The 22184-nt window shown below is 54.0% G+C and carries 22 protein-coding genes; 15 read left to right on the plus strand and 7 right to left on the minus strand.

Annotated elements, in window-relative coordinates; genetic code table 11:
• Positions 1–30 precede the first annotated feature (30 nt).
• The 6 genes from rng to csrD form a co-directional block, all read right to left on the minus strand.
• On the minus strand, positions 31–1500 hold the full coding sequence (rng, locus tag C1N69_RS20415; protein ID WP_025756660.1) for a ribonuclease G: 1470 nt from the start codon (positions 1498–1500) through the stop codon (positions 31–33).
• The gene (locus tag C1N69_RS20420; protein ID WP_095452370.1) at positions 1490–2083 is read right to left on the minus strand and encodes a Maf family protein; all 594 of its coding nucleotides are present in this window, start codon (positions 2081–2083) and stop codon (positions 1490–1492) included. Before C1N69_RS20420 ends, rng begins: the two co-directional genes overlap by 11 nt.
• 9 nt (positions 2084–2092) lie before the next feature.
• Complete coding sequence (gene mreD / locus C1N69_RS20425) at positions 2093–2581, minus strand: rod shape-determining protein MreD (protein ID WP_025756658.1); 489 nt, start codon at positions 2579–2581, stop codon at positions 2093–2095.
• A complete protein-coding gene (mreC, locus tag C1N69_RS20430) occupies positions 2581–3597 on the minus strand; it encodes a rod shape-determining protein MreC (protein ID WP_023309400.1) in 1017 nt (338 codons plus the stop codon). Before mreC ends, mreD begins: the two co-directional genes overlap by 1 nt.
• Before the next feature lie 62 nt (positions 3598–3659).
• Positions 3660–4703 (minus strand): rod shape-determining protein MreB, encoded by a 1044-nt coding sequence (mreB, locus tag C1N69_RS20435; protein ID WP_000913396.1) that lies wholly within the window; start codon positions 4701–4703, stop codon positions 3660–3662.
• 282 nt (positions 4704–4985) lie between these two features.
• Positions 4986–6926 carry an RNase E specificity factor CsrD gene (gene csrD / locus C1N69_RS20440; RefSeq protein WP_155031796.1) on the minus strand — a complete coding sequence of 647 codons (1941 nt, stop codon included), beginning with the start codon at positions 6924–6926 and terminating at the stop codon, positions 4986–4988.
• A 182-nt stretch (positions 6927–7108) separates the two neighbouring features.
• On the opposite strand from csrD, the gene acuI reads away from it, so the two are divergent.
• The 14 genes from acuI (at position 7109) to C1N69_RS20510 (ending at position 20023) form a co-directional block, all read left to right on the plus strand.
• Positions 7109–8083: an acrylyl-CoA reductase (NADPH) gene (acuI, locus tag C1N69_RS20445; RefSeq protein WP_155031797.1), complete on the plus strand. Its 975-nt coding sequence runs from the start codon at positions 7109–7111 to the stop codon at positions 8081–8083.
• A gap of 77 nt (positions 8084–8160) precedes the next feature.
• The gene (gene msrP / locus C1N69_RS20450) at positions 8161–9162 is read left to right on the plus strand and encodes a protein-methionine-sulfoxide reductase catalytic subunit MsrP (protein ID WP_155031798.1); all 1002 of its coding nucleotides are present in this window, start codon (positions 8161–8163) and stop codon (positions 9160–9162) included.
• Positions 9163–9762 carry a protein-methionine-sulfoxide reductase heme-binding subunit MsrQ gene (gene msrQ, locus C1N69_RS20455; protein WP_025756654.1) on the plus strand — a complete coding sequence of 200 codons (600 nt, stop codon included), beginning with the start codon at positions 9163–9165 and terminating at the stop codon, positions 9760–9762.
• A 233-nt stretch (positions 9763–9995) separates the two neighbouring features.
• Positions 9996–10448 (plus strand): type II 3-dehydroquinate dehydratase, encoded by a 453-nt coding sequence (aroQ, locus tag C1N69_RS20460; RefSeq protein ID WP_025756653.1) that lies wholly within the window; start codon positions 9996–9998, stop codon positions 10446–10448.
• A gap of 21 nt (positions 10449–10469) precedes the next feature.
• The gene (gene accB / locus C1N69_RS20465) at positions 10470–10934 is read left to right on the plus strand and encodes an acetyl-CoA carboxylase biotin carboxyl carrier protein (protein WP_013098992.1); all 465 of its coding nucleotides are present in this window, start codon (positions 10470–10472) and stop codon (positions 10932–10934) included.
• A 10-nt stretch (positions 10935–10944) separates the two neighbouring features.
• Positions 10945–12294 carry an acetyl-CoA carboxylase biotin carboxylase subunit gene (accC, locus tag C1N69_RS20470; RefSeq protein ID WP_003860388.1) on the plus strand — a complete coding sequence of 450 codons (1350 nt, stop codon included), beginning with the start codon at positions 10945–10947 and terminating at the stop codon, positions 12292–12294.
• A gap of 107 nt (positions 12295–12401) precedes the next feature.
• Positions 12402–12644 (plus strand): YhdT family protein, encoded by a 243-nt coding sequence (locus tag C1N69_RS20475; RefSeq protein ID WP_047959562.1) that lies wholly within the window; start codon positions 12402–12404, stop codon positions 12642–12644.
• Positions 12634–14082 carry a sodium/pantothenate symporter gene (panF, locus tag C1N69_RS20480; RefSeq protein WP_094919376.1) on the plus strand — a complete coding sequence of 483 codons (1449 nt, stop codon included), beginning with the start codon at positions 12634–12636 and terminating at the stop codon, positions 14080–14082. The genes C1N69_RS20475 and panF overlap by 11 nt, the downstream gene beginning before the upstream one ends.
• An 11-nt stretch (positions 14083–14093) precedes the next feature.
• Entirely contained in the window at positions 14094–14975 is an 882-nt protein-coding gene (gene prmA / locus C1N69_RS20485; protein WP_025756650.1) for a 50S ribosomal protein L11 methyltransferase, read from the plus strand.
• A 129-nt stretch (positions 14976–15104) separates the two neighbouring features.
• Entirely contained in the window at positions 15105–15845 is a 741-nt protein-coding gene (locus C1N69_RS20490; protein WP_155031950.1) for a carbonic anhydrase, read from the plus strand.
• Between the two features lie 330 nt (positions 15846–16175).
• Positions 16176–17141, plus strand: coding sequence for a tRNA dihydrouridine synthase DusB (gene dusB, locus C1N69_RS20495; RefSeq protein ID WP_025756648.1), 966 nt, complete (start codon positions 16176–16178; stop codon positions 17139–17141).
• A gap of 23 nt (positions 17142–17164) precedes the next feature.
• Positions 17165–17461 carry a DNA-binding transcriptional regulator Fis gene (fis, locus tag C1N69_RS20500; RefSeq protein ID WP_000462905.1) on the plus strand — a complete coding sequence of 99 codons (297 nt, stop codon included), beginning with the start codon at positions 17165–17167 and terminating at the stop codon, positions 17459–17461.
• A gap of 176 nt (positions 17462–17637) precedes the next feature.
• Positions 17638–17802: a DUF2556 family protein gene (locus tag C1N69_RS20505; RefSeq protein ID WP_025756647.1), complete on the plus strand. Its 165-nt coding sequence runs from the start codon at positions 17638–17640 to the stop codon at positions 17800–17802.
• Positions 17803–17941: 139 nt separating this feature from the next.
• Positions 17942–20023 carry a putative bifunctional diguanylate cyclase/phosphodiesterase gene (locus tag C1N69_RS20510; protein ID WP_095441898.1) on the plus strand — a complete coding sequence of 694 codons (2082 nt, stop codon included), beginning with the start codon at positions 17942–17944 and terminating at the stop codon, positions 20021–20023.
• On the opposite strand, the gene envR is transcribed toward C1N69_RS20510, so the two are convergent.
• Positions 19939–20655, minus strand: coding sequence for an acrEF/envCD operon transcriptional regulator (gene envR, locus C1N69_RS20515; RefSeq protein ID WP_095441897.1), 717 nt, complete (start codon positions 20653–20655; stop codon positions 19939–19941). The genes C1N69_RS20510 and envR overlap by 85 nt on opposite strands.
• A gap of 388 nt (positions 20656–21043) precedes the next feature.
• Here envR and C1N69_RS20520 point away from each other — a divergent pair, with 388 nt between their 5' ends.
• Entirely contained in the window at positions 21044–22183 is a 1140-nt protein-coding gene (locus tag C1N69_RS20520; protein ID WP_155031799.1) for an efflux RND transporter periplasmic adaptor subunit, read from the plus strand.
• Position 22184 lies beyond the last annotated feature (1 nt).

Below are 22184 nucleotides of genomic sequence, written 5' to 3' on the forward strand. Positions count from 1 at the left end.
GTCAGCTTTGGTCACACAGCGAACTGCGTCTTACATCATCACGACGTCGAACTGCTCCTGGTTATAGAGCGGTTCAATTTGTACTTTTACCTGTTTGCCGACAAAAATTTCCACCTCCGCCAGCGCGTGTGACTCTTCGCCTTTCAGCGCTTCAGCCACCGCAGGGGAAGCATAGACCAGAAAACGATCGGAGTCGTAGGCATGATGAACGCGGACGATTTCACGCATAATTTCGTAGCAGACGGTCTCAACCGTCTTTACCGTTCCGCGTCCATGGCAGGTTGGGCATTCATTACACAGCACATGCTCCACGCTTTCACGGGTACGCTTACGCGTCATTTCCACCAGCCCCAGCTGTGAGAACCCGTTGATGCTGGTCTTCACGCGATCCTTACTCAGCGCCTGCTCAAGCGAGTGCAGCACGCGGCGGCGATGGTCTTCATTACTCATATCGATAAAGTCGATGATGATAATGCCGCCCAGATTACGCAGACGAAGCTGGCGCGCAATGGCCTGCGTGGCTTCGATGTTGGTGTTAAAGATGGTGTCATCCAGGTTGCGATGGCCGACAAACGCGCCGGTATTGATATCGACGGTGGTCATCGCCTCGGTCTGATCGATGATCAGGTACCCGCCAGATTTCAGCTCGACCTTACGCTCCAGCGCACGCTGGATCTCGTTTTCGACATCATACAGATCGAAGATCGGCTGACGCCCCGTGTAATGCTCCAGCAGGCCAGGCATCTCCGGAATGTACTCGGCGGTAAATTCCAGCAGCGCTTCGTAAGTCAGGCGAGAGTCCACGCGAATGCGGTCAAGCTGTGCATCGGCAAAGTCACGCAGGACACGCTGAGCAAGGGCCAGCTCACCATAGAGCTGGCAGCGGGTCTGGTTGCGTTTTTTACGCTCCATCACTTTGGTCCAGACGCGCTTCAGGTAAGCCGCGTCAGACGCCAGGTCTTCTTCGCTGATCCCTTCCGCGGCGGTACGGATGATAAATCCGCCCTGTTCATCGCAGTACGCGCTGACCACTTTTTTAAGGCGCTCACGCTCGCTTTCGCTCTCGATACGCTGCGAAACGCCCACGTGCGACGCGCCAGGCATAAAGACCAGATAACGGGAAGGTAAGGTAATGTCGGTGGTCAGACGGGCGCCTTTGGTGCCGAGGGGATCTTTCACCACCTGCACCATCAGATCCTGTCCCTGACGCACCAGCTCAGAAATATCGCGCACGGCAAACTGCTTTTGCTCTTCGCCGGCGACGCACTCGGTGTGCGGCATAATATCGGAGGCATGTAAAAATGCCGCCTTATCCAGTCCAATATCTACAAAAGCCGCCTGCATACCCGGTAGTACACGACTGACACGACCTTTGTAGATATTGCCTACTATTCCGCGCCGCGCTTCACGCTCAATATGAATTTCCTGAAGAATGCCACCATCAATGTAGGCCACACGGGTTTCCGATGGCGTTACGTTTACCAACAATTCAGCCGTCATAATTATCCCTTCCCTCACGCAGTGAGTTAAAATTGCTCAGCAACTCATACGTTTCCACCAGCGGTAAGCCGACTACGGCGTGATAGCTGCCATTAATCTTCCTGACAAAACAGCCACCCAGCCCCTGAATACCGTATGCACCTGCCTTATCCATCGGTTCACCGCTGGCGATATAAGCGGCGATCTCGTCGTCGGTAAGTACTCTGAATGTCACATCCGTCACCACCAGGCAATCCAGCACGTGCTGACGGTCAGCCAGCGCGACCGCCGTCATCACCTGATGCGTTTGTCCGGACATTTTGCGCAGCATGCGCGCCGCATGATCGGCGTCGCAGGGTTTCTCAAGCACTTCACCGTTAAGGATAACGATGGTATCTGCTCCCAGCACGGGAAGATCGCGCGGTACACTGGCGACGCCAGCCTGCGCTTTCTCGCGCGCCAGGCGCGACACGTACTGTTGAGCACTTTCGCCCTCGGCACGTTTTTCTTCAATGCCGGTCACGATGCGTTCAAAAGATACCCCTAACTGCGTCAGGAGTTCCTGGCGGCGCGGGGAGCCGGAAGCGAGATACAAAGACGTCATAGAAACCTTTTATTGCACAGCAAACTGCTGGCGAACCTTACGCATCAGCAGGAACAGCCATGGCCAGAGCACACCGTTTACTACACTACTCCAGAACACTTCCGGTCGGAAAGAGACGTTGATCACTAAAAACTCTGCCCAGAAAACAACGATATCCGCAGCGAGCGACAATAACATCACGACCAGAGCCTGTTGCCAGAGCGCAAGGTTACGAAAGAGCTGGAATTTGAGTGCGACGAGGTACGCAATAATACTCATGGACAAGGCGCGCACGCCAAGCGTAGAGCCGCTAATGAGATCCAGTATGGCACCCATCACAAAACCTGTGCCGACATTTACGCGATGCGGCAGGGCAAGGATCCAGTAAAGCAGAATGAGCAATACCCAGTTTGGCCGGAAAACGAGAATCTCATCCGGCCAGGGCATCACCTGCAGTAACAGTGCAATGAGAAACGAGAGCCAGATGACCCAGCGTCCCTGGCTACGATAACTTGCCACTACTGCCCTCCCGAAGAGAGTTTAGGCGGTGGCGGCGCATCCGGCAGCGGCTGCGTTAACCCTGTAGCCGGCGCTGGCACGGGCGCAGGCGGCCCCATGGAATCCGCAGGCGGGAGAACCTGCGGCATCATCTGCATCAGGCGTTCATTCGCCACACGATGCACCTCTTCAGGCGTCATCGGGTTAGCGCCATTCCGATCGGCACCCCACAACAGCAGCAGATAGCGCAGACGCTGTAAACCTGCGGTTGGACGCGCCTGGATCACGGTATAGGCCCGTTGCGTATCCAGCTTAACTGACGAGACCACCGCAACCGGATAGCCCTCAGGGAAGCGTCCACCCAGACCGGAGGTCACCAGTACGTCACCGACACGGATATCCGTGTTGGCAGGCAGGTGTTCCAGCTGCAGGTCATCCGTACAGCCGTTACCGGCCGCGATCACGCGAATGTCGTTACGCAGAACCTGGATCGGCAGCGCATGGGTAGCATCACAAATCAGCAGCACGCGACTGGTCAGCTTGGCCACGGCGACCACCTGGCCCACCACGCCTTTATCGCTGATAACAGGCTGGCCTTCATACACGCCGTTTACGCTCCCTTTGTCGATCACAACCTGATCGCTGTAAGGGTCGTTCACGGTGGAGATCACCTGCGTGACCATTTTCTGCTCATCCTGACGCAGCGGCGAGCCGAGGAGCTCACGCAGACGCGCGTTTTCCTGCTTGTATTGCCCCAGCATCAGCAGTTCGCTGTTTTTCAGCAGCAGTTCCTGGCGTAATGCCCGGTTTTCGAGTTCGAGTTGGTCACGCGAAGACAGCGTTTGTGAAACGGAGTCGAGGAGTTCACGGGGACCATTTGATACAAAGTAGAAAGGACTGACGGCGGTATCCATGTACGTTCTGATCTGGCTGAACGTACCGAGGCGGCTATCGGCAATAATGACCCCAAGCGCAACCAGAACCGCCAGAATAAGGCGAAACTGTAGCGATGGGCCACGGCTAAAAATTGGCTTCATAGGCTATGCGTATTCTCGCGTCAGAGAGAAAGGGTAGCAAATTGCTACCCTCTCGAACTCGACTACTCTTCGCTGAACAAATCGCCGCCGTGCATGTCGATCATTTCCAGCGCCTTGCCACCACCACGGGCGACGCAAGTCAGTGGATCTTCTGCAACTACGACAGGAATACCTGTCTCTTCCATTAACAGGCGGTCGAGGTTACGCAGCAGCGCACCACCACCGGTCAGAACCATACCGCGCTCGGAGATATCGGACGCCAGTTCTGGTGGGCACTGTTCCAGCGCAACCATTACTGCGCTCACGATGCCCGTCAGTGGTTCCTGCAGTGCTTCCAGAATTTCGTTGGAGTTCAGGGTAAAACCGCGTGGAACACCTTCAGCCAGGTTACGGCCACGCACTTCGATCTCACGCACTTCATCGCCCGGATACGCAGAGCCGATTTCGTGTTTGATACGCTCTGCGGTCGCTTCACCGATCAGAGAGCCGTAGTTACGGCGCACGTAATTAATGATGGCTTCATCGAAGCGGTCACCACCGATACGTACGGAAGAGGAGTAGACCACGCCGTTCAGAGAGATAACGGCCACTTCAGTGGTACCGCCACCGATATCCACCACCATCGAACCGGTGGCTTCAGAAACAGGCAGACCTGCACCGATTGCCGCCGCCATTGGCTCTTCAATCAGGAACACTTCACGTGCACCTGCACCCTGGGCAGATTCACGGATTGCGCGACGTTCTACCTGGGTTGCGCCAACCGGCACACATACCAGAACACGCGGGCTTGGACGCATGAAGCTGTTGCTGTGAACCTGCTTGATGAAGTGCTGAAGCATTTTTTCAGTCACGAAGAAGTCGGCGATAACGCCGTCTTTCATTGGGCGAATGGCGGCGATGTTGCCAGGGGTACGACCCAGCATCTGCTTCGCGTCATGACCCACTGCAGCGACGCTTTTCGGCGAGCCTGCACGATCCTGACGAATGGCCACAACAGAAGGCTCATTCAATACGATGCCTTGTCCTTTTACATAAATAAGGGTATTCGCGGTACCCAGGTCAATGGACAGGTCATTGGAAAACATGCCACGAAATTTTTTCAACATACTAAGGGATAATCCTGAAAGCTGGGGCGGAAAACAAAATCCGCTTACTTTACCAACCACACGCAGCAGCGACAAGGCGCAAAAATCATCTGCAACGGTGAAAATTTGTGCAGTACGTTTCCTGATGTTACAAATTCATCCCCTGACTCCCTCAGGGCTGAGTAAACAGTAGCGTTCCCCACTGACATTTGTAACCCGTTAAAGGTCGTTCACTGGCTATTTGCTCGACATACTCAAAGCTACAGGCGCGATATTCTACGTGAAAACAGCGTAAACGGCAGGTCAAACAGAGTATCTTTGCAAATATTTTTTCACGTTGGTGTCAAGCGGTTGAGAGGCAGCAAAAAAATCCCCCTGCCCCCCCATGACACCGCGCTCTGTTAACATCTGCCATTCGCTTCTGGAGCGTACGCCCGTGGCAAAGACTTGTGTCCGCGTTCCCTTGCAAGCTTCAACCAGACTCTGTACCAGCAACTGGTTTTCTGTTCGCTTCTCAATATTCCTTACCAGGCCTGGATGTAGCTTTAATAACTCCACATCCAGCTCCTTTATCCAGTTGGTACTCACCAGCGTTAAACCGGCCTGCGTCACCGCTATACGCGCGCCGAGCGCATTGATCAAACGTACCACCGGGCGTAACCGGCTGATGTGTTGACCAACATCCGCCTCTGCAAGTTCAAAAATAATGTGTTTGCGTTGCGATTTTTCGCATTGCATTAAGGTATCACGCAGCCAGCGCTGAAACCGCGGGCGTATTAACGACTCCACGGTGACCTGTAACGCCAGGTTTTCTTCAGGCCAGAACGATAAAAACGGCATCAGCCGGGTAATTTGCTGGCGGTCATACTCTTCAGAGAGGCCAAATTGCAGCACCATCGGCAGATATTCCGCAGAGATAACCTCTTCCGTACCGTCAAAAATACGACACATCAACTCGCGATGATGCACATTGCCATTTTTCATGACCGCGGGTTTTTGATAAATACGTGGTCCGCCGCGGCTAAGCATTTGCTCGATCAGCGTTCGCCAGCGCACGTTGCCGCGCCCTTTTTCCGGTAGCGAGTCATCATACACTGCCCATCCGTTCGCTCCCTGCAGCACGGCGTTGCGGGTGGCGGCTTCGGCATGTTCCATCACCTGTTCAGCCGATTGCCCACCGCGCCAGGCGCAGATCCCCATATGCACCATATCGTCCCTGTCGAGCATTTTGCTCTGCGGCAGCGCATCCACCGCCTTCAGCAGCTGGCTGGCAATGCTTTCCGACTCCTTCAGCGTGCGATGAGGCAGCAATACGGCAAAGTCGCTGCGGTGATAGCGGGCCAGTAACGCGCCCGGGTAGCGCATAATAAAGGTGGAGAGCAGGTTAATCAGCGTGAAGAGATTCTCTTCCGCGGCCCGCTGTCCCCAGGTGTCGCGCAGGAGATCGAAATCGGGCAGGCGAATCATCATTACCACCCCGTGTGTCCCTACCTTTTCTGAATCGTCGAGCAGCGTGGCGAGCTGATTATCAAAGAAAAGACGGTTGTTAAGGCCGGTTTTATTATCCTGGGCGGCATAAGAGCGGATCAGCGTGTCCATACGGCTACGCTGATCGCTGGCAAACTGGATTTCGGAGAGCAGCGTATCCAGCGCGCTGCTGGCGCGTGCAGGCCATTCATGGACCGAGCCCCTCACCTGCGGTCCGCGTTCACCGTTGAGGATCCGTACCGAGCGGAGCTCCAGTAGCTCCTGACCAGAGAGCTGGCGCCGCAGCCAGCGGACCGCGAGAAAGATCAGCATGACAATAAACACCACGGAGACGGTGAGCGGCGCAGTGGTCATCATGGAGCGGAAATAGCTGGCCATCGGATCGAGATAGACCATGTGTATAGTCATCCCAGGATTTTTAAGGGAATGTACCGTCACTTCCCGGTACTGGCTCACTACGCCCGCAGGCCGATAACCTCCCTGCCGTTCATGGCTTAATACGCGATGCTTTCCCTGTTGAATGTCGATCTGCACAATATCGACAGGGACCATTAACTCATCAAGTTCACGGGAAAGGGTCGGTAACGACGTCGTCACCAGACGCGTATCAATCACCGATGCGACAGACTGTACCCGGTTGACCAGTTTGTCCTGAATGGCGTTATAAAAGCTTAAAGAGCAACCCAGAAGGGTGACAAAAATGGTAAGTCCCGTCAGCAAGGTGATAAAAGCTGAGAACTTCGTCGTTAATCGCATCCTTGAGATTACTCCGTGGGTTGATGGGGTAGCGAGTAAGCGCTAACTTGCATTTCAAATGCGGCATACTACCAAATCGGGTGTATCTGGCAATTTATTGCGTTAAATCGGCATCGCGTTTCAATGAGCGAGTATAGTCTTCAGGACAAATTTTCCAATCATCAGAATAGTGAGGATCCTGTATGCAGGCTTTGATCTTAGAACAGCAGGACGGCAAAACCGTTGCTTCGGTGCAGGCCATTGAAGAGAGCCGACTGCCTGAAGGCGACGTCACTGTCGACATCGACTGGTCCAGTCTGAATTACAAGGATGCGCTGGCCATTACCGGCAAAGGTAAAATTATCCGAAATTTCCCGATGGTTCCCGGGATTGATTTCGCGGGCCGGGTTCGTAACAGCGAAGATCCGCGATTCCATACCGGCCAGCAGGTGTTGCTCACCGGGTGGGGCGTCGGTGAAAATCACTGGGGCGGGCTGGCCACGCAGGCGCGGGTGAAGGGCGACTGGCTGGTACCGGTGCCGAAAGGTATGGATGGCCGTAAAGCGATGATCATCGGCACCGCAGGCTTTACCGCCATGCTGTGCGTGATGGCGCTGGAAGATGCCGGCATCCGCCCTGAGTCGGGTGAAATTGTCGTCACCGGCGCCAGCGGCGGCGTGGGCAGTACGGCCGTCACGCTGCTGCACACGCTGGGCTATCAGGTCGCAGCGGTTTCGGGTCGCGAAAGCACGCACGACTATCTGCGCCAGCTCGGTGCCAGCCGTATTCTTGGTCGCGACGAGTTTGCCGAAACCCGTCCACTGGAAAAACAGGTCTGGGCAGGGGCGGTGGATACCGTTGGTGATAAGGTGCTGGCAAAAGTGCTGGCACAAATGAACTACGGCGGCTGCGTTGCCGCCTGCGGGCTGGCGGGAGGCTTTGCCCTGCCAACCACCGTGATGCCTTTTATTCTGCGTAACGTACGCCTGCAGGGTGTCGATTCCGTTATGACGCCATCCGCCCGTCGTCAGGAAGCCTGGGAACGGCTGGTGCGCGATCTGCCAGAATCCTTCTATACCCAGAGCGCAACGGAAATCACGCTCGGCCAGGCGCCGGAGTATGCCAGCAAGATCATGGCAAATCAGTTCCACGGTCGCGCGCTGGTGAAAATCGCCTAATCTTCAAATTTTCGTGACATATTCGCGCGAATCTCTCTCCTCCGTCATGCTTAGAAAAACGCATGACGGAGGATGCCATGAAAAATCGAAAACTGACGGAAGCCGACGTAACGTCCGAATCTGTCTTTATGTTACAGCGCCGCCAGATCCTGAAAATGCTTGGCATCAGCGCCACCGCGCTCACCCTTTCCCCGGCGGCACACGCCGACCTGCTCGACTGGTTTAAAGGCAACGATCGGCCTAAGGCCCCTTCCGGCGCCCCGCTCACCTTTACGAAACCTGCCGAGTGGCAAAACAAACTGACGCTCACGCCGGAAGATAAAGTCACTGGCTACAATAACTTCTACGAATTTGGCCTCGACAAAGCCGATCCTGCCGCCAACGCTGGAAGCCTCAAAACCGATCCGTGGACGTTGAAGATCGATGGCGAAGTGGCCAAACCCCTGACCCTGGATCATCACGACCTCACCACCCGTTTCACGTTAGAGGAGCGCATCTATCGTATGCGCTGTGTGGAAGCCTGGTCGATGGTGGTGCCCTGGGTCGGCTTCCCGCTGCATAAATTACTGGCAATGGTTGAGCCCACCAGCAACGCAAAATATGTCGCTTTCCAGACGCGTTACGCGCCGGATGAGATGCCAGGGCAGAAAGACCGGTTTATCGGTGGTGGACTGGACTATCCCTATGTAGAAGGATTACGTCTTGACGAAGCGATGCACCCTCTGACCCTGCTGACCGTCGGCGTTTATGGCAAAGCGCTTCCCCCGCAGAACGGTGCCCCTGTCCGCTTAACCGTGCCGTGGAAATATGGCTTCAAAGGGATTAAATCGATCGTCAGCATTAAGCTGACCCGCGAACGTCCGCCAACCACCTGGAACCTGGCCGCGCCGGACGAATACGGATTCTTCGCGAATGTGAATCCGCATGTGGATCACCCGCGCTGGTCGCAGGCAACCGAGCGTTTTATCGGTTCCGGCGGTGCGCTGGACGTGAAGCGGCAGCCGACGCTGCTGTTTAACGGCTATGCCGATGAGGTGGCGTCTCTCTATCGTGGGCTGAACTTACGGGAGAATTTCTAAGTGCGTTTAACAGCAAAGCAGATTACCTGGCTGAAAGTGCTGCTGCACCTGGCCGGGTTACTTCCTTTTATCTGGCTGTTCTGGGCCGCCAGCCAGGGCCTCTTTAGCGCCGACCCGGCCAAGGATATCCAGCATTTTACGGGTAGGATGGCGCTGAAATTTTTGCTGGCCACCTTGCTCGTGACGCCGCTGGCACGCTACGCTAAACAACCATTATTGATTCGCACCCGTCGGCTTTTGGGGCTATGGTGTTTTGCCTGGGCGACGCTGCACCTTACCAGCTATGCGCTGCTGGAACTGGGGATTAACAATCTGGCGCTGCTGGGCCGCGAACTGGTGACACGTCCTTATCTGACGCTGGGTATTGTGAGCTGGGTGATTTTACTGGCGTTAGCGCTGACCTCCACGCAATATGCGCAGCGTAAACTGGGCAGGCGCTGGCAGTTGCTGCACAACTTCGTCTATCTTGTCGCGATCCTCGCCCCCATTCACTACCTGTGGTCAGTGAAGATCCTCTCGCCTCAGCCCGTTCTGTATGCACTGGCGGCCGCAGTGCTTTTAGCATGGCGTTACAAGAAGTTCCGCCAGTGGTTGCGATAGTTCGCGAAACTGTGCGTTTTCCCGCAGATTCCCCGTCAACCGCAAATCTTTTTCGGATAGCGGTTGATAATCTTCCCTGATAAGACCAGTATTTAGCTGCCAAATGCTACGAAATCGTTATAATGTGCGACTTTGGTTTCCCTGACGGAGTTTTCGGACTCTGATTAGGTGACAATCGCGCGTTGAAGGTATATTTTGTTTTTTACCCGAGATTCGCAGGAGATAGCGGCACAATGGCTGATAAATTCCAGATCTTAGTTTTGAACGGACCGAACCTCAACATGCTCGGCACCCGCGAGCCAGAGAAGTATGGAACGCTGACATTGAGTGAAATTGTTAATCGTCTGGGTACGGAAGCAGCGTCACTGAATGTGGATTTGGACCATTTTCAGTCAAATGCGGAGTACGCACTCATCGACCGTATTCATCAGGCTAAAGACAATGTGGACTATATCCTGATCAATCCGGCCGCGTTTACGCACACCAGTGTTGCTATCCGCGACGCACTGCTGGCGGTGAGTATCCCGTTTATCGAGATCCACCTCAGTAACGTGCACGCCCGAGAGCCGTTCCGCCACCATTCGTATCTGTCGGATATCGCCGCTGGCGTTATCTGCGGACTGGGCGCTGACGGTTATTCATACGCTTTACAGACAGCGGTAAAACGCCTGTCACAATCACACTAAACAAGAGTACGGAACCCACTCATGGATATTCGTAAGATTAAAAAACTGATCGAGCTGGTTGAAGAATCAGGCATCTCCGAACTGGAAATTTCTGAAGGCGAAGAGTCTGTACGCATCAGCCGTGCAGCCCCGGCCGCTAGCTTCCCGGTAATGCAGCAGGCTTATGCTGCGCCAGTGCAGCAGCCTGCGCTCTCCGCAGCCGTTGCACCAGCAGCAACTGAAGCCGCACCTGCCGCTGCAGCAGAAATCAGTGGTCACATCGTACGTTCCCCAATGGTTGGTACTTTCTACCGCACCCCGAGCCCGGACGCGAAGGCGTTCATCGAAGTGGGTCAGAAAGTCAACGTAGGCGATACCCTGTGCATCGTTGAAGCGATGAAAATGATGAACCAGATCGAAGCAGACAAATCAGGTACTGTGAAAGCGATTCTGGTCGAAAGTGGTCAGCCGGTTGAATTTGACGAGCCGCTGGTCGTCATCGAGTAACGAGGCGAACATGCTGGATAAAATTGTTATCGCCAACCGCGGCGAGATCGCACTGCGTATTCTTCGTGCCTGTAAAGAGCTGGGCATCAAGACCGTCGCTGTGCACTCAAGCGCGGATCGCGATTTAAAACACGTATTGCTGGCGGATGAGACGGTCTGTATTGGCCCGGCTCCGTCCGTAAAAAGCTATCTGAACATCCCGGCTATCATCAGCGCCGCTGAAATCACCGGCGCGGTGGCAATTCATCCGGGTTACGGCTTCCTCTCTGAGAACGCCAACTTTGCTGAGCAAGTTGAACGCTCTGGCTTTATCTTCATCGGTCCGAAAGCTGACACCATCCGCCTGATGGGCGACAAAGTGTCCGCGATCACCGCGATGAAGAAAGCCGGTGTTCCAACTGTTCCAGGCTCTGACGGCCCTCTGACCGACGACATGGATGCTAACCGTGCTCATGCGAAACGCATTGGCTACCCGGTTATTATCAAAGCGTCCGGCGGCGGCGGCGGTCGCGGTATGCGCGTTGTGCGCAGCGATGCTGAACTGGCGCAGTCCATCTCCATGACCAAAGCTGAAGCGAAAGCCGCGTTCAGCAATGACATGGTATACATGGAAAAATACCTGGAAAACCCACGCCACATCGAAATTCAGGTGCTGGCTGACGGTCAGGGTAACGCTATCTATCTGGCAGAACGTGACTGTTCCATGCAGCGTCGTCACCAGAAAGTGGTCGAAGAAGCACCCGCACCGGGCATCACTCCGGAACTGCGTCGCTACATCGGCGAGCGTTGCGCCAAAGCGTGTGTCGATATCGGCTATCGCGGTGCGGGTACCTTCGAGTTCCTGTTCGAAAACGGCGAGTTCTACTTCATTGAGATGAACACCCGTATTCAGGTTGAACACCCGGTTACCGAAATGATCACCGGCGTTGACCTGATCAAAGAGCAACTGCGTATTGCTGCCGGTCAGCCGCTGTCCATCAAGCAGGAAGAAGTTGTGGTGAAAGGCCATGCGGTCGAGTGCCGTATCAACGCCGAAGACCCGAACACCTTCCTGCCAAGCCCGGGTAAAATCACGCGTTTCCACGCGCCGGGTGGCTTTGGTGTGCGTTGGGAGTCTCATATCTACGCCGGTTACACTGTACCGCCGTACTATGACTCGATGATCGGCAAGCTTATCTGCTACGGTGAAAACCGTGATGTGGCGATTGCCCGCATGAAGAACGCCCTGCAGGAACTGATCATCGACGGTATCAAAACCAACGTTGATCTGCAGATGCGTATCATGAGCGATGAGCACTTCCAGAATGGTGGTACCAACATCCACTATCTGGAGAAAAAACTCGGTCTGAACGAGAAGTAATAAAGCAGCGTTGCAAAAAGGCCGGATTTCCGGCCTTTTTTATTTCTGGGGCCAGGAAAGCCTCATCATGTACAATCCCCGCTTTCTTCATCCACAAGGGACAAACAATGGACAAACGTTTTGTTCAGGCCCATAAAGAAGCGCGCTGGGCGCTGTGGCTGACCCTTCTCTATCTTGCTGCATGGTTAGTAACCGCTTACTTACCTGACTCCAGTATCGGTATTACCGGCCTGCCGCACTGGTTTGAAATGGCCTGCCTGCTCGTACCGCTGATCTTCATCCTCCTTTGCTGGGCAATGGTGAAGTTCATTTATCGCGACATTTCCCTGGAGGACGACGATGCAGCTTGAAGTCATTCTGCCACTGATCGCTTACTTGCTGGTCGTATTTGGGTTGTCCGTGTATGCCATGCGTAAAAGGAGCACCGGCACCTTTCTGAACGAATACTTCCTCGGCAGCCGTTCGATGGGGGGCATTGTTTTAGCGATGACGCTGACAGCCACCTATATCAGTGCCAGTTCGTTTATAGGTGGTCCCGGTGCCGCCTACAAATACGGATTAGGCTGGGTGCTGCTGGCGATGATCCAGCTTCCGGCCGTCTGGCTCTCTCTGGGGATACTCGGCAAGAAGTTTGCTATCCTGGCGCGTCGCTATAACGCCGTGACGCTAAACGACATGCTTTTTGCCCGTTATCGCAGCCGTTTACTGGTATGGCTGGCAAGTCTTAGCCTGCTGGTCGCCTTTATTGGCGCAATGACGGTGCAGTTTATCGGCGGAGCCCGTCTGCTGGAAACCGCAGCAGGGATCCCGTACGAAACGGGCCTGCTTATCTTCGGGATCAGTATCGCGCTCTATACGGCGTTTGGTGGATTCCGCGCCAGCGTACTGAACGACACCATGCAGGGCCTGGTGATGCTCATCGGAACCATTGTGCTGCTGGTGGGGGTTGTCCATGCAGCTGGAGGGCTGAGCCACGCGGTTGAAACCCTTGAAGCGATTGACCCGAAACTGGTCGCTCCGGAGGGCGCAGATGACATCCTTTCGCCAACCTTTATGACCTCGTTCTGGGTGCTGGTCTGCTTCGGGGTTATTGGTCTGCCGCATACCGCCGTACGCTGTATCTCATATAAGGACAGTAAAGCAGTCCACCGCGGGATTATTATCGGGACCATTGTGGTGGCGATACTGATGCTGGGAATGCATCTGGCAGGGGCACTGGGCCGGGCCGTGATTCCGGACCTCACCGTGCCCGATCTGGTGATCCCAACCCTGATGGTGAAAGTGCTGCCACCGTTTGCTGCCGGGATTTTCCTTGCCGCGCCGATGGCAGCCATTATGTCGACCATCAACGCTCAGCTGCTGCAAAGTTCCGCTACGATTATCAAAGATCTCTATCTGAATTTGCGTCCTGAGCAGATGGAAAACGAACGACGCTTAAAGCGCATGTCTGCCGTAATTACGCTGGTATTAGGCGCGCTGCTGCTGCTTGCCGCATGGCGTCCGCCGGAGATGATCATCTGGCTAAATCTGCTGGCGTTTGGCGGCCTTGAAGCCGTTTTCCTCTGGCCGCTGGTGTTAGGGCTCTACTGGGAACGGGCGAATGCTGCGGGCGCTTTGAGCGGCATGATTGTCGGCGGTGTGCTGTATGCCGTTCTCGCAACGTTTAAAATTCAGTACCTGGGCTTCCATCCGATTGTGCCTTCGTTACTGCTAAGTTTACTGGCGTTTGTGGTGGGGAACCGTTTTGGTCAGCCCGTCCCACAACCTGTGATTTCTACTGATAAATAAAGAGTTTTGCCATGCCGTGGATCCAACTAAAACTGAACACAACCGGCGCTAACGCCGAGGAACTGAGCGATGCGCTGATGGAGGCCGGTTCGGTCTCTATCACCTTCCAGGACACGCATGACACGCCGGTCTTTGAGCCACTGCCGGGCGAAACCCGCCTGTGGGGCGACACCGACGTTATTGGCCTGTTTGATGCCGAAACTGACATGAAAGAAGTGGTCGCCATTCTGGAAAACCATCCGCTGCTGGGCGCGGGCTTTGCTCACAAAATCGAACAGCTGGAAGACAAAGACTGGGAACGCGAGTGGATGGATAACTTCCACCCCATGCAGTTCGGCAAACGTCTGTGGATCTGTCCGAGCTGGCGTGAAGTCCCTGATGAAAACGCCGTTAACGTGATGCTCGATCCGGGCCTGGCGTTTGGTACAGGCACCCATCCAACTACGTCCCTGTGCCTGCAGTGGCTGGATGGCCTGGATCTTGACGGTAAGACAGTGATCGACTTCGGGTGCGGATCCGGGATCCTCGCCATTGCCGCACTGAAACTGGGCGCGGCAAAAGCCATCGGGATCGATATCGATCCACAGGCGATTCAGGCCAGCCGCGATAATGCTGAGCGCAACGGCGTCTCCGATCGTCTGGAGCTGTATCTCCCGGACGCGCAACCAGACGCCATGAAAGCCGATGTGGTAGTCGCAAACATTCTGGCGGGTCCACTGCGCGAGCTGGCGCCGTTAATCAGCGTGCTGCCCGTTGAGGGCGGTCTGCTGGGGCTCTCCGGCATTCTGGCAAGCCAGGCTGACAGCGTATGCGAAGCCTATGCCGATCTCTTCACTCTCGACCCGGTGGTGGAAAAAGAAGAGTGGTGCCGTATCACCGGCCGTAAAAAATAAGCTTTTGGCGTGGTCATCTGACCACGCCGCTTTCCCTGCCGATCGGCTTCATTCCTCTACTCATTCTCCGGTAAAATATCCACACAAATCATGTTGATTTGTATTACAAAAATTCACCGGAAGAATATGATGAAACACATTACAGGCAAGGCAGCGCTGCTGGCGCTGAGCATGGTTACGGCTTCAGCATTCGCATCACACTGGGGCTACGAAGGGAAGGAATCACCGGAACACTGGGGCGAACTGGACGAGGCATACAAGACCTGTCAGAAAGGAATGAACCAGTCGCCGATTAATATTGATTCGACCCTGGACGCCCATCTCTCCCCGCTACAAACGCACTACACTGATGGCCCCGTGACGCTGACGAACAATGGCCACACCATTCAGGCAAGTGAACCGGCTGACACCCGCGATACGATCACGCTGGATAAGCAAACCTGGACGTTACAACAGTTCCATTTCCACTCTCCGAGCGAAAACACCGTTCACGGCAAGAAATATGCAATGGAAATGCACCTGGTTCATAAAAATGCCGCAGGGGAGCTGACGGTGGTTGCGGTGATGTTCGATAAAGGCGCCGCAAACCCGGAGCTTGAAAAGCTGTGGAGCGTGATGCCTCAGTTGGCCGAGCAGAACGTCTCCATCAAAGGAGATCTCAACCTGAATACGCTGCTGCCGGAAGATAAAACGTACTTCCGCTTTAGCGGTTCACTGACCACGCCTCCGTGTTCAGAAGGCGTCACCTGGATTGTGCTTAAGCACCCGATGACAGTCTCCGCAGAACAGCTCGATAAGTTTACCCATACCATGCATCACGATAATAACCGTCCGGTACAGTCTCTGCATGGACGTGTAGTGGTCGAATAAGAGGCATTTCTCGCAATACGATCATCTTCTAAAATGCGACGCAGATCGCAAAGAAGCGGGATAAACTGCTGCTAAAAACAGCAGAATATCCCGCTTCAGTGACGCTTTTATTCAGAAATGACGAGAAGTTACGGTAAATTGTAAGCGTCCATAAAATAACCATCCCCGCCTAACATAATGATTTAAATAGTGAATAATTTTGAACAGAAAGACAGAGCGGCGATTCCATGATCTATAACAGTGGATTGTTCAAAGTTTGGCCTTTCATCTCGTGCAAAAAATGCGTAATATACGCCGCCTTGCAGTCACAGTATGGTCATTTCTTAACTCATGCGCATCGGACACCACCAGCTTAGAAATCGCCTGATCGCAGCCCCAATGGCAGGTATAACAGACCGGCCGTTCAGGACGCTGTGTTATGAGATGGGAGCCGGTTTAACCGTATCCGAGATGATGTCGTCTAACCCGCAGGTCTGGGAAAGCGATAAATCCCGCCTTCGGATGGTGCACATTGATGAACCAGGTATCCGCACCGTGCAAATTGCCGGAAGCGTGCCTGAAGAGATGGCAGATGCCGCGCGGATTAACGTGGAAAGTGGTGCCCAGATTATTGATATCAATATGGGGTGCCCGGCCAAAAAGGTGAATCGCAAGCTTGCAGGTTCAGCCCTTCTGCAATACCCCGATCAGGTGAAATCTATCCTGACGGCGGTTGTCAGCGCAGTGGACGTTCCTGTTACGTTGAAGATTCGCACGGGTTGGTCGCCGGAACACCGTAACTGTGTAGAAATTGCCCAACTGGCCGAAGACTGTGGCATTCAGGCCCTGACCATTCATGGACGCACTCGCGCCTGTTTGTTCAACGGTGAAGCTGAATACGACAGCATTCGGGCAGTTAAGCAGAAAGTTTCCATTCCGATTATCGCGAATGGCGACATAACTGACCCGCTTAAAGCCAGAGCTGTGCTCGACTATACGGGAGCTGATGCTCTGATGATAGGACGTGCCGCTCAGGGAAGACCCTGGATCTTCCGGGAAATCCAGCATTATCTGGACACTGGGGAGCTGCTTGCCCCCCTGCCACTGGCAGAGGTTAAGCGCTTGCTTTGTTCGCATGTTCGGGAATTGCATGACTTTTATGGTCAGGCAAAAGGGTACCGAATTGCGCGTAAACACGTCTCCTGGTATCTCCAGGAGCATGCTCCAGATGACCAGTTTCGGCGCACATTCAACGCCATAGAGGATGCCAGCGTACAGCTGGAGGCGTTGGAGGCATACTTCGAAAATCTTGCGTAATGAAATAAAGAGCTGACAGAACTATGTTCGAACAACGCGTAAATTCTGACGTACTGACCGTTTCTACCGTTAACTCTCAGGACCAGGTAACTCAAAAGCCCCTGCGTGACTCGGTTAAACAGGCACTGAAGAACTATTTTGCTCAACTGAATGGTCAGGATGTTAATGACCTGTATGAGCTGGTACTGGCTGAAGTTGAACAGCCACTGTTGGACATGGTGATGCAATACACCCGCGGTAACCAAACCCGCGCTGCGCTGATGATGGGTATCAACCGTGGTACTCTGCGTAAGAAACTGAAAAAATACGGCATGAACTAATTTCGGTTAGCAAATGCTTGTTTAAAAAGGCGCTACCTGGCATGGGGATGCGCCTTTTTTATTACTTTCTCTTCTCCGTCAACGCTGTGTAAACCTTCGTTTATCCCGCTTTTAAAGCTCGGTTTTTCGTGTATATTTCACCCACCCTACTGGCGCTCTTCTCGCGGAATGACACAATGATTCGTAAATACTGGTGGCTGGTTGTCTTTGCAATCTCCGTTTTCATTTTCGATACACTGCTGATGCAGTGGATTGAACTGATGAGCACCGAAACCGATAAGTGTCGCAATATGAACTCCGTGAATCCGCTCAAGTTGGTGAACTGCTCAGAACTCGACTGACCGCCCGATTGCGCAAACCACCCTGCTATTACCCAGTAAAAACGGGGATTTAAATCCCTTTGAGCCGTTACCTTACGGTGATAATGTCTCGCCCTTCTCAACCGCTCTGGCGTAACTTCACACTCGAGTAGAACCGACCATGCTGGTTAGCCAATACAACTCAATCCTTGTCGTCCTCTCCTTTGTTGTTGCCATCCTTGCGGCGTATACCGCCCTGAATATGGCTGCACGTGTCGCCGGGAGTCAGGGCGTCGCCGCACGCGTCTGGCTGGCTGGCGGGGGCATTGCAATGGGCATTGGCGTGTGGGCCATGCATTTTATTGGCATGCTGGCGATGGACCTCTCCATGAGCATGAGCTACAACGCCACCCTGACGGTGTTATCCATGGTTATCGCCGTGGGATCGTCACTGTTTGCGCTGTGGCTTGTCAGCGGCGAACAATTGCGCTTGCGCCGTCTGCTGCCAGGCGCGCTGGTGATGGGTGGTGGTATTGTTGCCATGCATTACACCGGCATGGCGGCGCTGGAAGTGATGCCCGGGATTATCTGGGATAAGCTCTGGGTCGCCATTTCGGTTATGATTGCCCTTGCCGCTTCACTCGCGGCACTCTGGCTAACCTTCCGCCTGCGCCACGAAGCCGCGCAGGTCGTACTGATGCGCATGGGTGCCGCCATCACCATGGGGATTGCCATTGCCGGTATGCACTACGCCGGGATGAAAGCCGCGCAGTTCCCGATGTCCACCATGGTTCATCATGACGGTATAAACGGGAGCTGGCTGGCGGTGCTGGTCAGCGTCGTCGCGCTCTCTATTCTTGGGATCACCCTGCTGGTGTCGATGCTGGATGCCCGTCTCCAGGCACGCACCGCCCTTCTGGCCTCATCGCTTGCAGAAGCGAACCGGGAACTCGCACAACTGGCCCTGCATGATACCCTGACGCGGCTGCCCAACCGTATTCTTCTGGAAGACAGACTCGATCAGGCCATCAGCAAAGCCGATCGGGAAGGCACCCGTTTTGCGCTGATGTTCATGGATCTCGACGGTTTTAAAGCCGTCAATGATGCCTACGGCCATGATGTCGGGGACAGGCTGCTGGTCGCCGTCACGCAGCGTCTGCTGCTTCTCCTGAAAGGCCAGTTCACCCTTGCACGTATCGGCGGTGATGAGTTTGTTCTGCTGGCAGAGGGTGAAGGTCCCGACGATGCGGCCTCGCTGGCAAATTCGCTGGTGCATGCCATCGATACCCCGTTCAATCTCGACCCCTATGAACTGGTGGTGACCCTCAGTATTGGCATCGCACTTTATCCTCACGACGGCAAAACCGAGCGCGAGCTGATGTTTAATGCCGATGCCGCGATGTATCACACGAAGCATATGGGCCGGAACGGTTACCACTTTTTCCAGCCCTCCATGAATACCCTGGCGCAGACCCATCTTCAGTTAATGAACGATCTGTGGATGGCGATCGATCGTGATGAGCTACGCCTGCTGTATCAGCCAAAATTTCACGCTCCCGCAGGGCCGGTTCTCGGCTTTGAGGCGTTATTACGCTGGCAACATCCAAAGCAGGGATTACTGACTCCGGACCTCTTCCTGCCGCTGGCGGAAAAAACGGGGCTGATCATCCCCATTGGCAACTGGGTCATTAATGAAGCCTGCCGCCAGCTGCGGGAATGGCATCTTCAGGGGCATCAAAGCTGGTCAATGGCGGTCAACCTGTCAACGTTGCAGTTCGAACAACCTTCGCTGGTTAAAACGGTTCTCGACTGCCTGGCGCGTCATCATGTGCCGCCGGAAATGTTGATCCTGGAAGTGACGGAGACCACGGCAATGAGCAACCCGGATGAAAGTGTGCGGGTGCTGACAGAGCTGACGGATGCAGGCGTGAAGGCCTCCATTGATGATTTTGGCACCGGATATTCAAGCCTGCTCTATCTCAAGCGCTTGCCGGCCTGCGAACTCAAGATCGACAGGGCATTTGTGAAAGAGTTAAGCGGTGAGAGCGAGGATGCCACCATTGTTTCGGCGATTGTGGCCCTCGCAAAAACGCTTAACCTGAAAGTCGTGGCGGAAGGGGTGGAAACCGAAGCACAGCAAAACTTTTTGACCGAGCTTGGCTGTAACACCCTTCAGGGTTATCTGTTAGGTAAACCTGTCAGCGCGCAGACCGTAGAGGCACTTTGTGCCCGGGGAGAAATGTTACCTGGCGCGGAGCTGTAATCATCATGAGGCGATACGCGAACGATCGGGAGTGTCGCCAGAATGCTATCGACGAGGGCGGGCGCCTGCTGGTAGAGATTAAAACTGTCGTTATTCATTAACCAGTTTTTAATGATTCCGCTAAAAAAACCGTGAAATACGATCAAGGTGAGGTCCACATTCATCCTGGGTGAAATAATCCCCCGTGAAATACAGCCCTCCAGCGTGACACGTAACGCGTCATCATTGAACCCAATACGCTTTCTGATTTCACTTTCTGAAATCATATCGCTGCTAAATTCACACTTATGATACAGAATTTGTAAAAGCGCACATTGCCGCGGCTCATGGGCAATATACTGCAATGCTGTAATAAACTGCTCACGAAGCATTAACAACGGATCGTCACTTTCGGAAAGGGAAAGCCGGTCGCGAATAATATCGCGAAGCGGTAATTGCTGTTCCCAGATGGCATTAAAAATTTCAGATTTACTGGTGAAGTGCCAGTAGATCGCGCCGCGCGTCACCCTGGCGGCATCCGCGATATCCGTCAGCGTCGTATTGGCTACGCCACGTGATGCAAACTGTCCGATAGCCGCCTCAATCAGCTGCTGTCGGGTCTGTTGAGCCTCTTCTTTCTTTTTACGCGCCATAGACGACTACTCGTTATACACAAGGTTTATAGATATTGCTGCGTTCATAAAAATGAAAGTATTCACCAATTTCCGTTTTCATTTTGCACAAAAAAAGTCAACGCACATAATTTATCATTAATACAAATACATTAAGCCAATTAAATTCATGACCTGAATGAATGGACAACCTTAAACGCTGTTTATCTGATAATTATGCCAGACGTATATTACCGTAAACCTCAGGCCCGATTCTGATTTTGTCTTCAGGCCAGCTCATTCGCACTTATAAATTAAAAAACATTAAATACCCTCATTATTATACGCAGCTACATTTTATTTTTTATCCCTCTGCCCCAACTACCGGTTCATGACATATATCGGTTAATGGGTATTTAAAGGAACAGTAATGACGAATCATTTCAGACGCTTACCCTTATCCGGTTTCATTGTCTGCGCGGTACTGCTCACTGGATGCGATGGTCAGGAAAAACAACAACAACCCCCGCAGGCACCTCAGGTCAGCGTGCATATCGTGAAAAGCGCGCCTCTGGCTGTTACCACTGAACTCCCGGGCAGAACCGACGCTTTTCGGGTTGCGGAGGTTCGTCCTCAGGTTAGCGGCATCATCCTGCGTCGCAACTTCAAGGAAGGGAGTGATGTTAAAGCGGGTGAGTCACTTTATCAGATTGATCCCGCGACCTATCAGGCAGCCTATGACAGCGCGAGAGGCGAGCTGGCGAAGGCCCAGGCGGCAGCCAATATTGCGCACCTGACCGTGAAACGTTATCTCCCACTGGTGGGCACACAGTATGTCAGCAAGCAGGAGTATGACCAGGCTGTAGCAACGGCTCAGCAGGCAGACGCCAGCGTCGTTGCTGCCAAAGCCGGTGTTGAAAGCGCGCGTATTAACCTTGCGTACACCAAAGTTACGTCTCCTGTCGATGGCCGCATCGGTAAATCCAGCGTAACCGAAGGGGCTCTCGTCACCAACGGACAAGCCACAGCCCTGGCAACGGTCCAGCAGCTTGATCCGATTTATGTCGATGTCACCCAGTCCAGTAATGAGTTTATGCGTCTGAAACAGACGAGTCTGCAAAAAGGCGAGTCCGCCAGTACCGTTGAGCTGCTGATGGAGAATGGGCAGCCCTACCCACTGAAAGGCACTTTGCAGTTCTCTGACGTCACGGTCGATGAGAGTACCGGCTCGATAACCCTGCGCGCCATTTTCCCGAATCCGCAACATCTGCTGTTACCCGGCATGTTCGTTCGTGCCCGCATTGATGAAGGCACGCAGCCGGATGCAATCCTGGTTCCACAGCAGGGTGTGACCCGTACGCCGCGAGGCGATGCAACCGTTATGGTGGTGAACGATAAAAACCAGGTTGAGGCACGTACCGTCGTCGCCCCGCAGGCAATTGGCGATCGCTGGCTGGTAACGGAAGGGCTGAAAAACGGTGACCGCGTTATTGTCAGCGGGTTACAGAAAGTCAGACCGGGGGCAACCGTGGTCGCCACGCCTGATACCACCACCGCTCCAGCCAGTTAAG

Source organism: Enterobacter sichuanensis (assembly GCF_009036245.1).
Taxonomy (GTDB): Bacteria; Pseudomonadota; Gammaproteobacteria; order Enterobacterales; family Enterobacteriaceae; genus Enterobacter; species Enterobacter sichuanensis.

Coding starts and splice junctions, on each gene's coding strand:
- accC (WP_003860388.1), top strand. CDS start 10,945: ATGCTGGATAAAATTGTTATCGCCAACCGCGGCGAGATCGCACTGCGT.
- fis (WP_000462905.1), top strand. CDS start 17,165: ATGTTCGAACAACGCGTAAATTCTGACGTACTGACCGTTTCTACCGTT.
- aroQ (WP_025756653.1), top strand. CDS start 9,996: ATGGCTGATAAATTCCAGATCTTAGTTTTGAACGGACCGAACCTCAAC.
- C1N69_RS20420 (WP_095452370.1), bottom strand. CDS start 2,083: ATGACGTCTTTGTATCTCGCTTCCGGCTCCCCGCGCCGCCAGGAACTC.
- accB (WP_013098992.1), top strand. CDS start 10,470: ATGGATATTCGTAAGATTAAAAAACTGATCGAGCTGGTTGAAGAATCA.
- mreB (WP_000913396.1), bottom strand. CDS start 4,703: ATGTTGAAAAAATTTCGTGGCATGTTTTCCAATGACCTGTCCATTGAC.
- envR (WP_095441897.1), bottom strand. CDS start 20,655: ATGGCGCGTAAAAAGAAAGAAGAGGCTCAACAGACCCGACAGCAGCTG.
- csrD (WP_155031796.1), bottom strand. CDS start 6,926: ATGCGATTAACGACGAAGTTCTCAGCTTTTATCACCTTGCTGACGGGA.
- C1N69_RS20510 (WP_095441898.1), top strand. CDS start 17,942: ATGCTGGTTAGCCAATACAACTCAATCCTTGTCGTCCTCTCCTTTGTT.
- C1N69_RS20490 (WP_155031950.1), top strand. CDS start 15,105: ATGAAACACATTACAGGCAAGGCAGCGCTGCTGGCGCTGAGCATGGTT.
- C1N69_RS20505 (WP_025756647.1), top strand. CDS start 17,638: ATGATTCGTAAATACTGGTGGCTGGTTGTCTTTGCAATCTCCGTTTTC.
- prmA (WP_025756650.1), top strand. CDS start 14,094: ATGCCGTGGATCCAACTAAAACTGAACACAACCGGCGCTAACGCCGAG.
- rng (WP_025756660.1), bottom strand. CDS start 1,500: ATGACGGCTGAATTGTTGGTAAACGTAACGCCATCGGAAACCCGTGTG.
- C1N69_RS20475 (WP_047959562.1), top strand. CDS start 12,402: ATGGACAAACGTTTTGTTCAGGCCCATAAAGAAGCGCGCTGGGCGCTG.
- C1N69_RS20520 (WP_155031799.1), top strand. CDS start 21,044: ATGACGAATCATTTCAGACGCTTACCCTTATCCGGTTTCATTGTCTGC.
- mreC (WP_023309400.1), bottom strand. CDS start 3,597: ATGAAGCCAATTTTTAGCCGTGGCCCATCGCTACAGTTTCGCCTTATT.
- panF (WP_094919376.1), top strand. CDS start 12,634: ATGCAGCTTGAAGTCATTCTGCCACTGATCGCTTACTTGCTGGTCGTA.
- dusB (WP_025756648.1), top strand. CDS start 16,176: ATGCGCATCGGACACCACCAGCTTAGAAATCGCCTGATCGCAGCCCCA.
- msrP (WP_155031798.1), top strand. CDS start 8,161: ATGAAAAATCGAAAACTGACGGAAGCCGACGTAACGTCCGAATCTGTC.
- acuI (WP_155031797.1), top strand. CDS start 7,109: ATGCAGGCTTTGATCTTAGAACAGCAGGACGGCAAAACCGTTGCTTCG.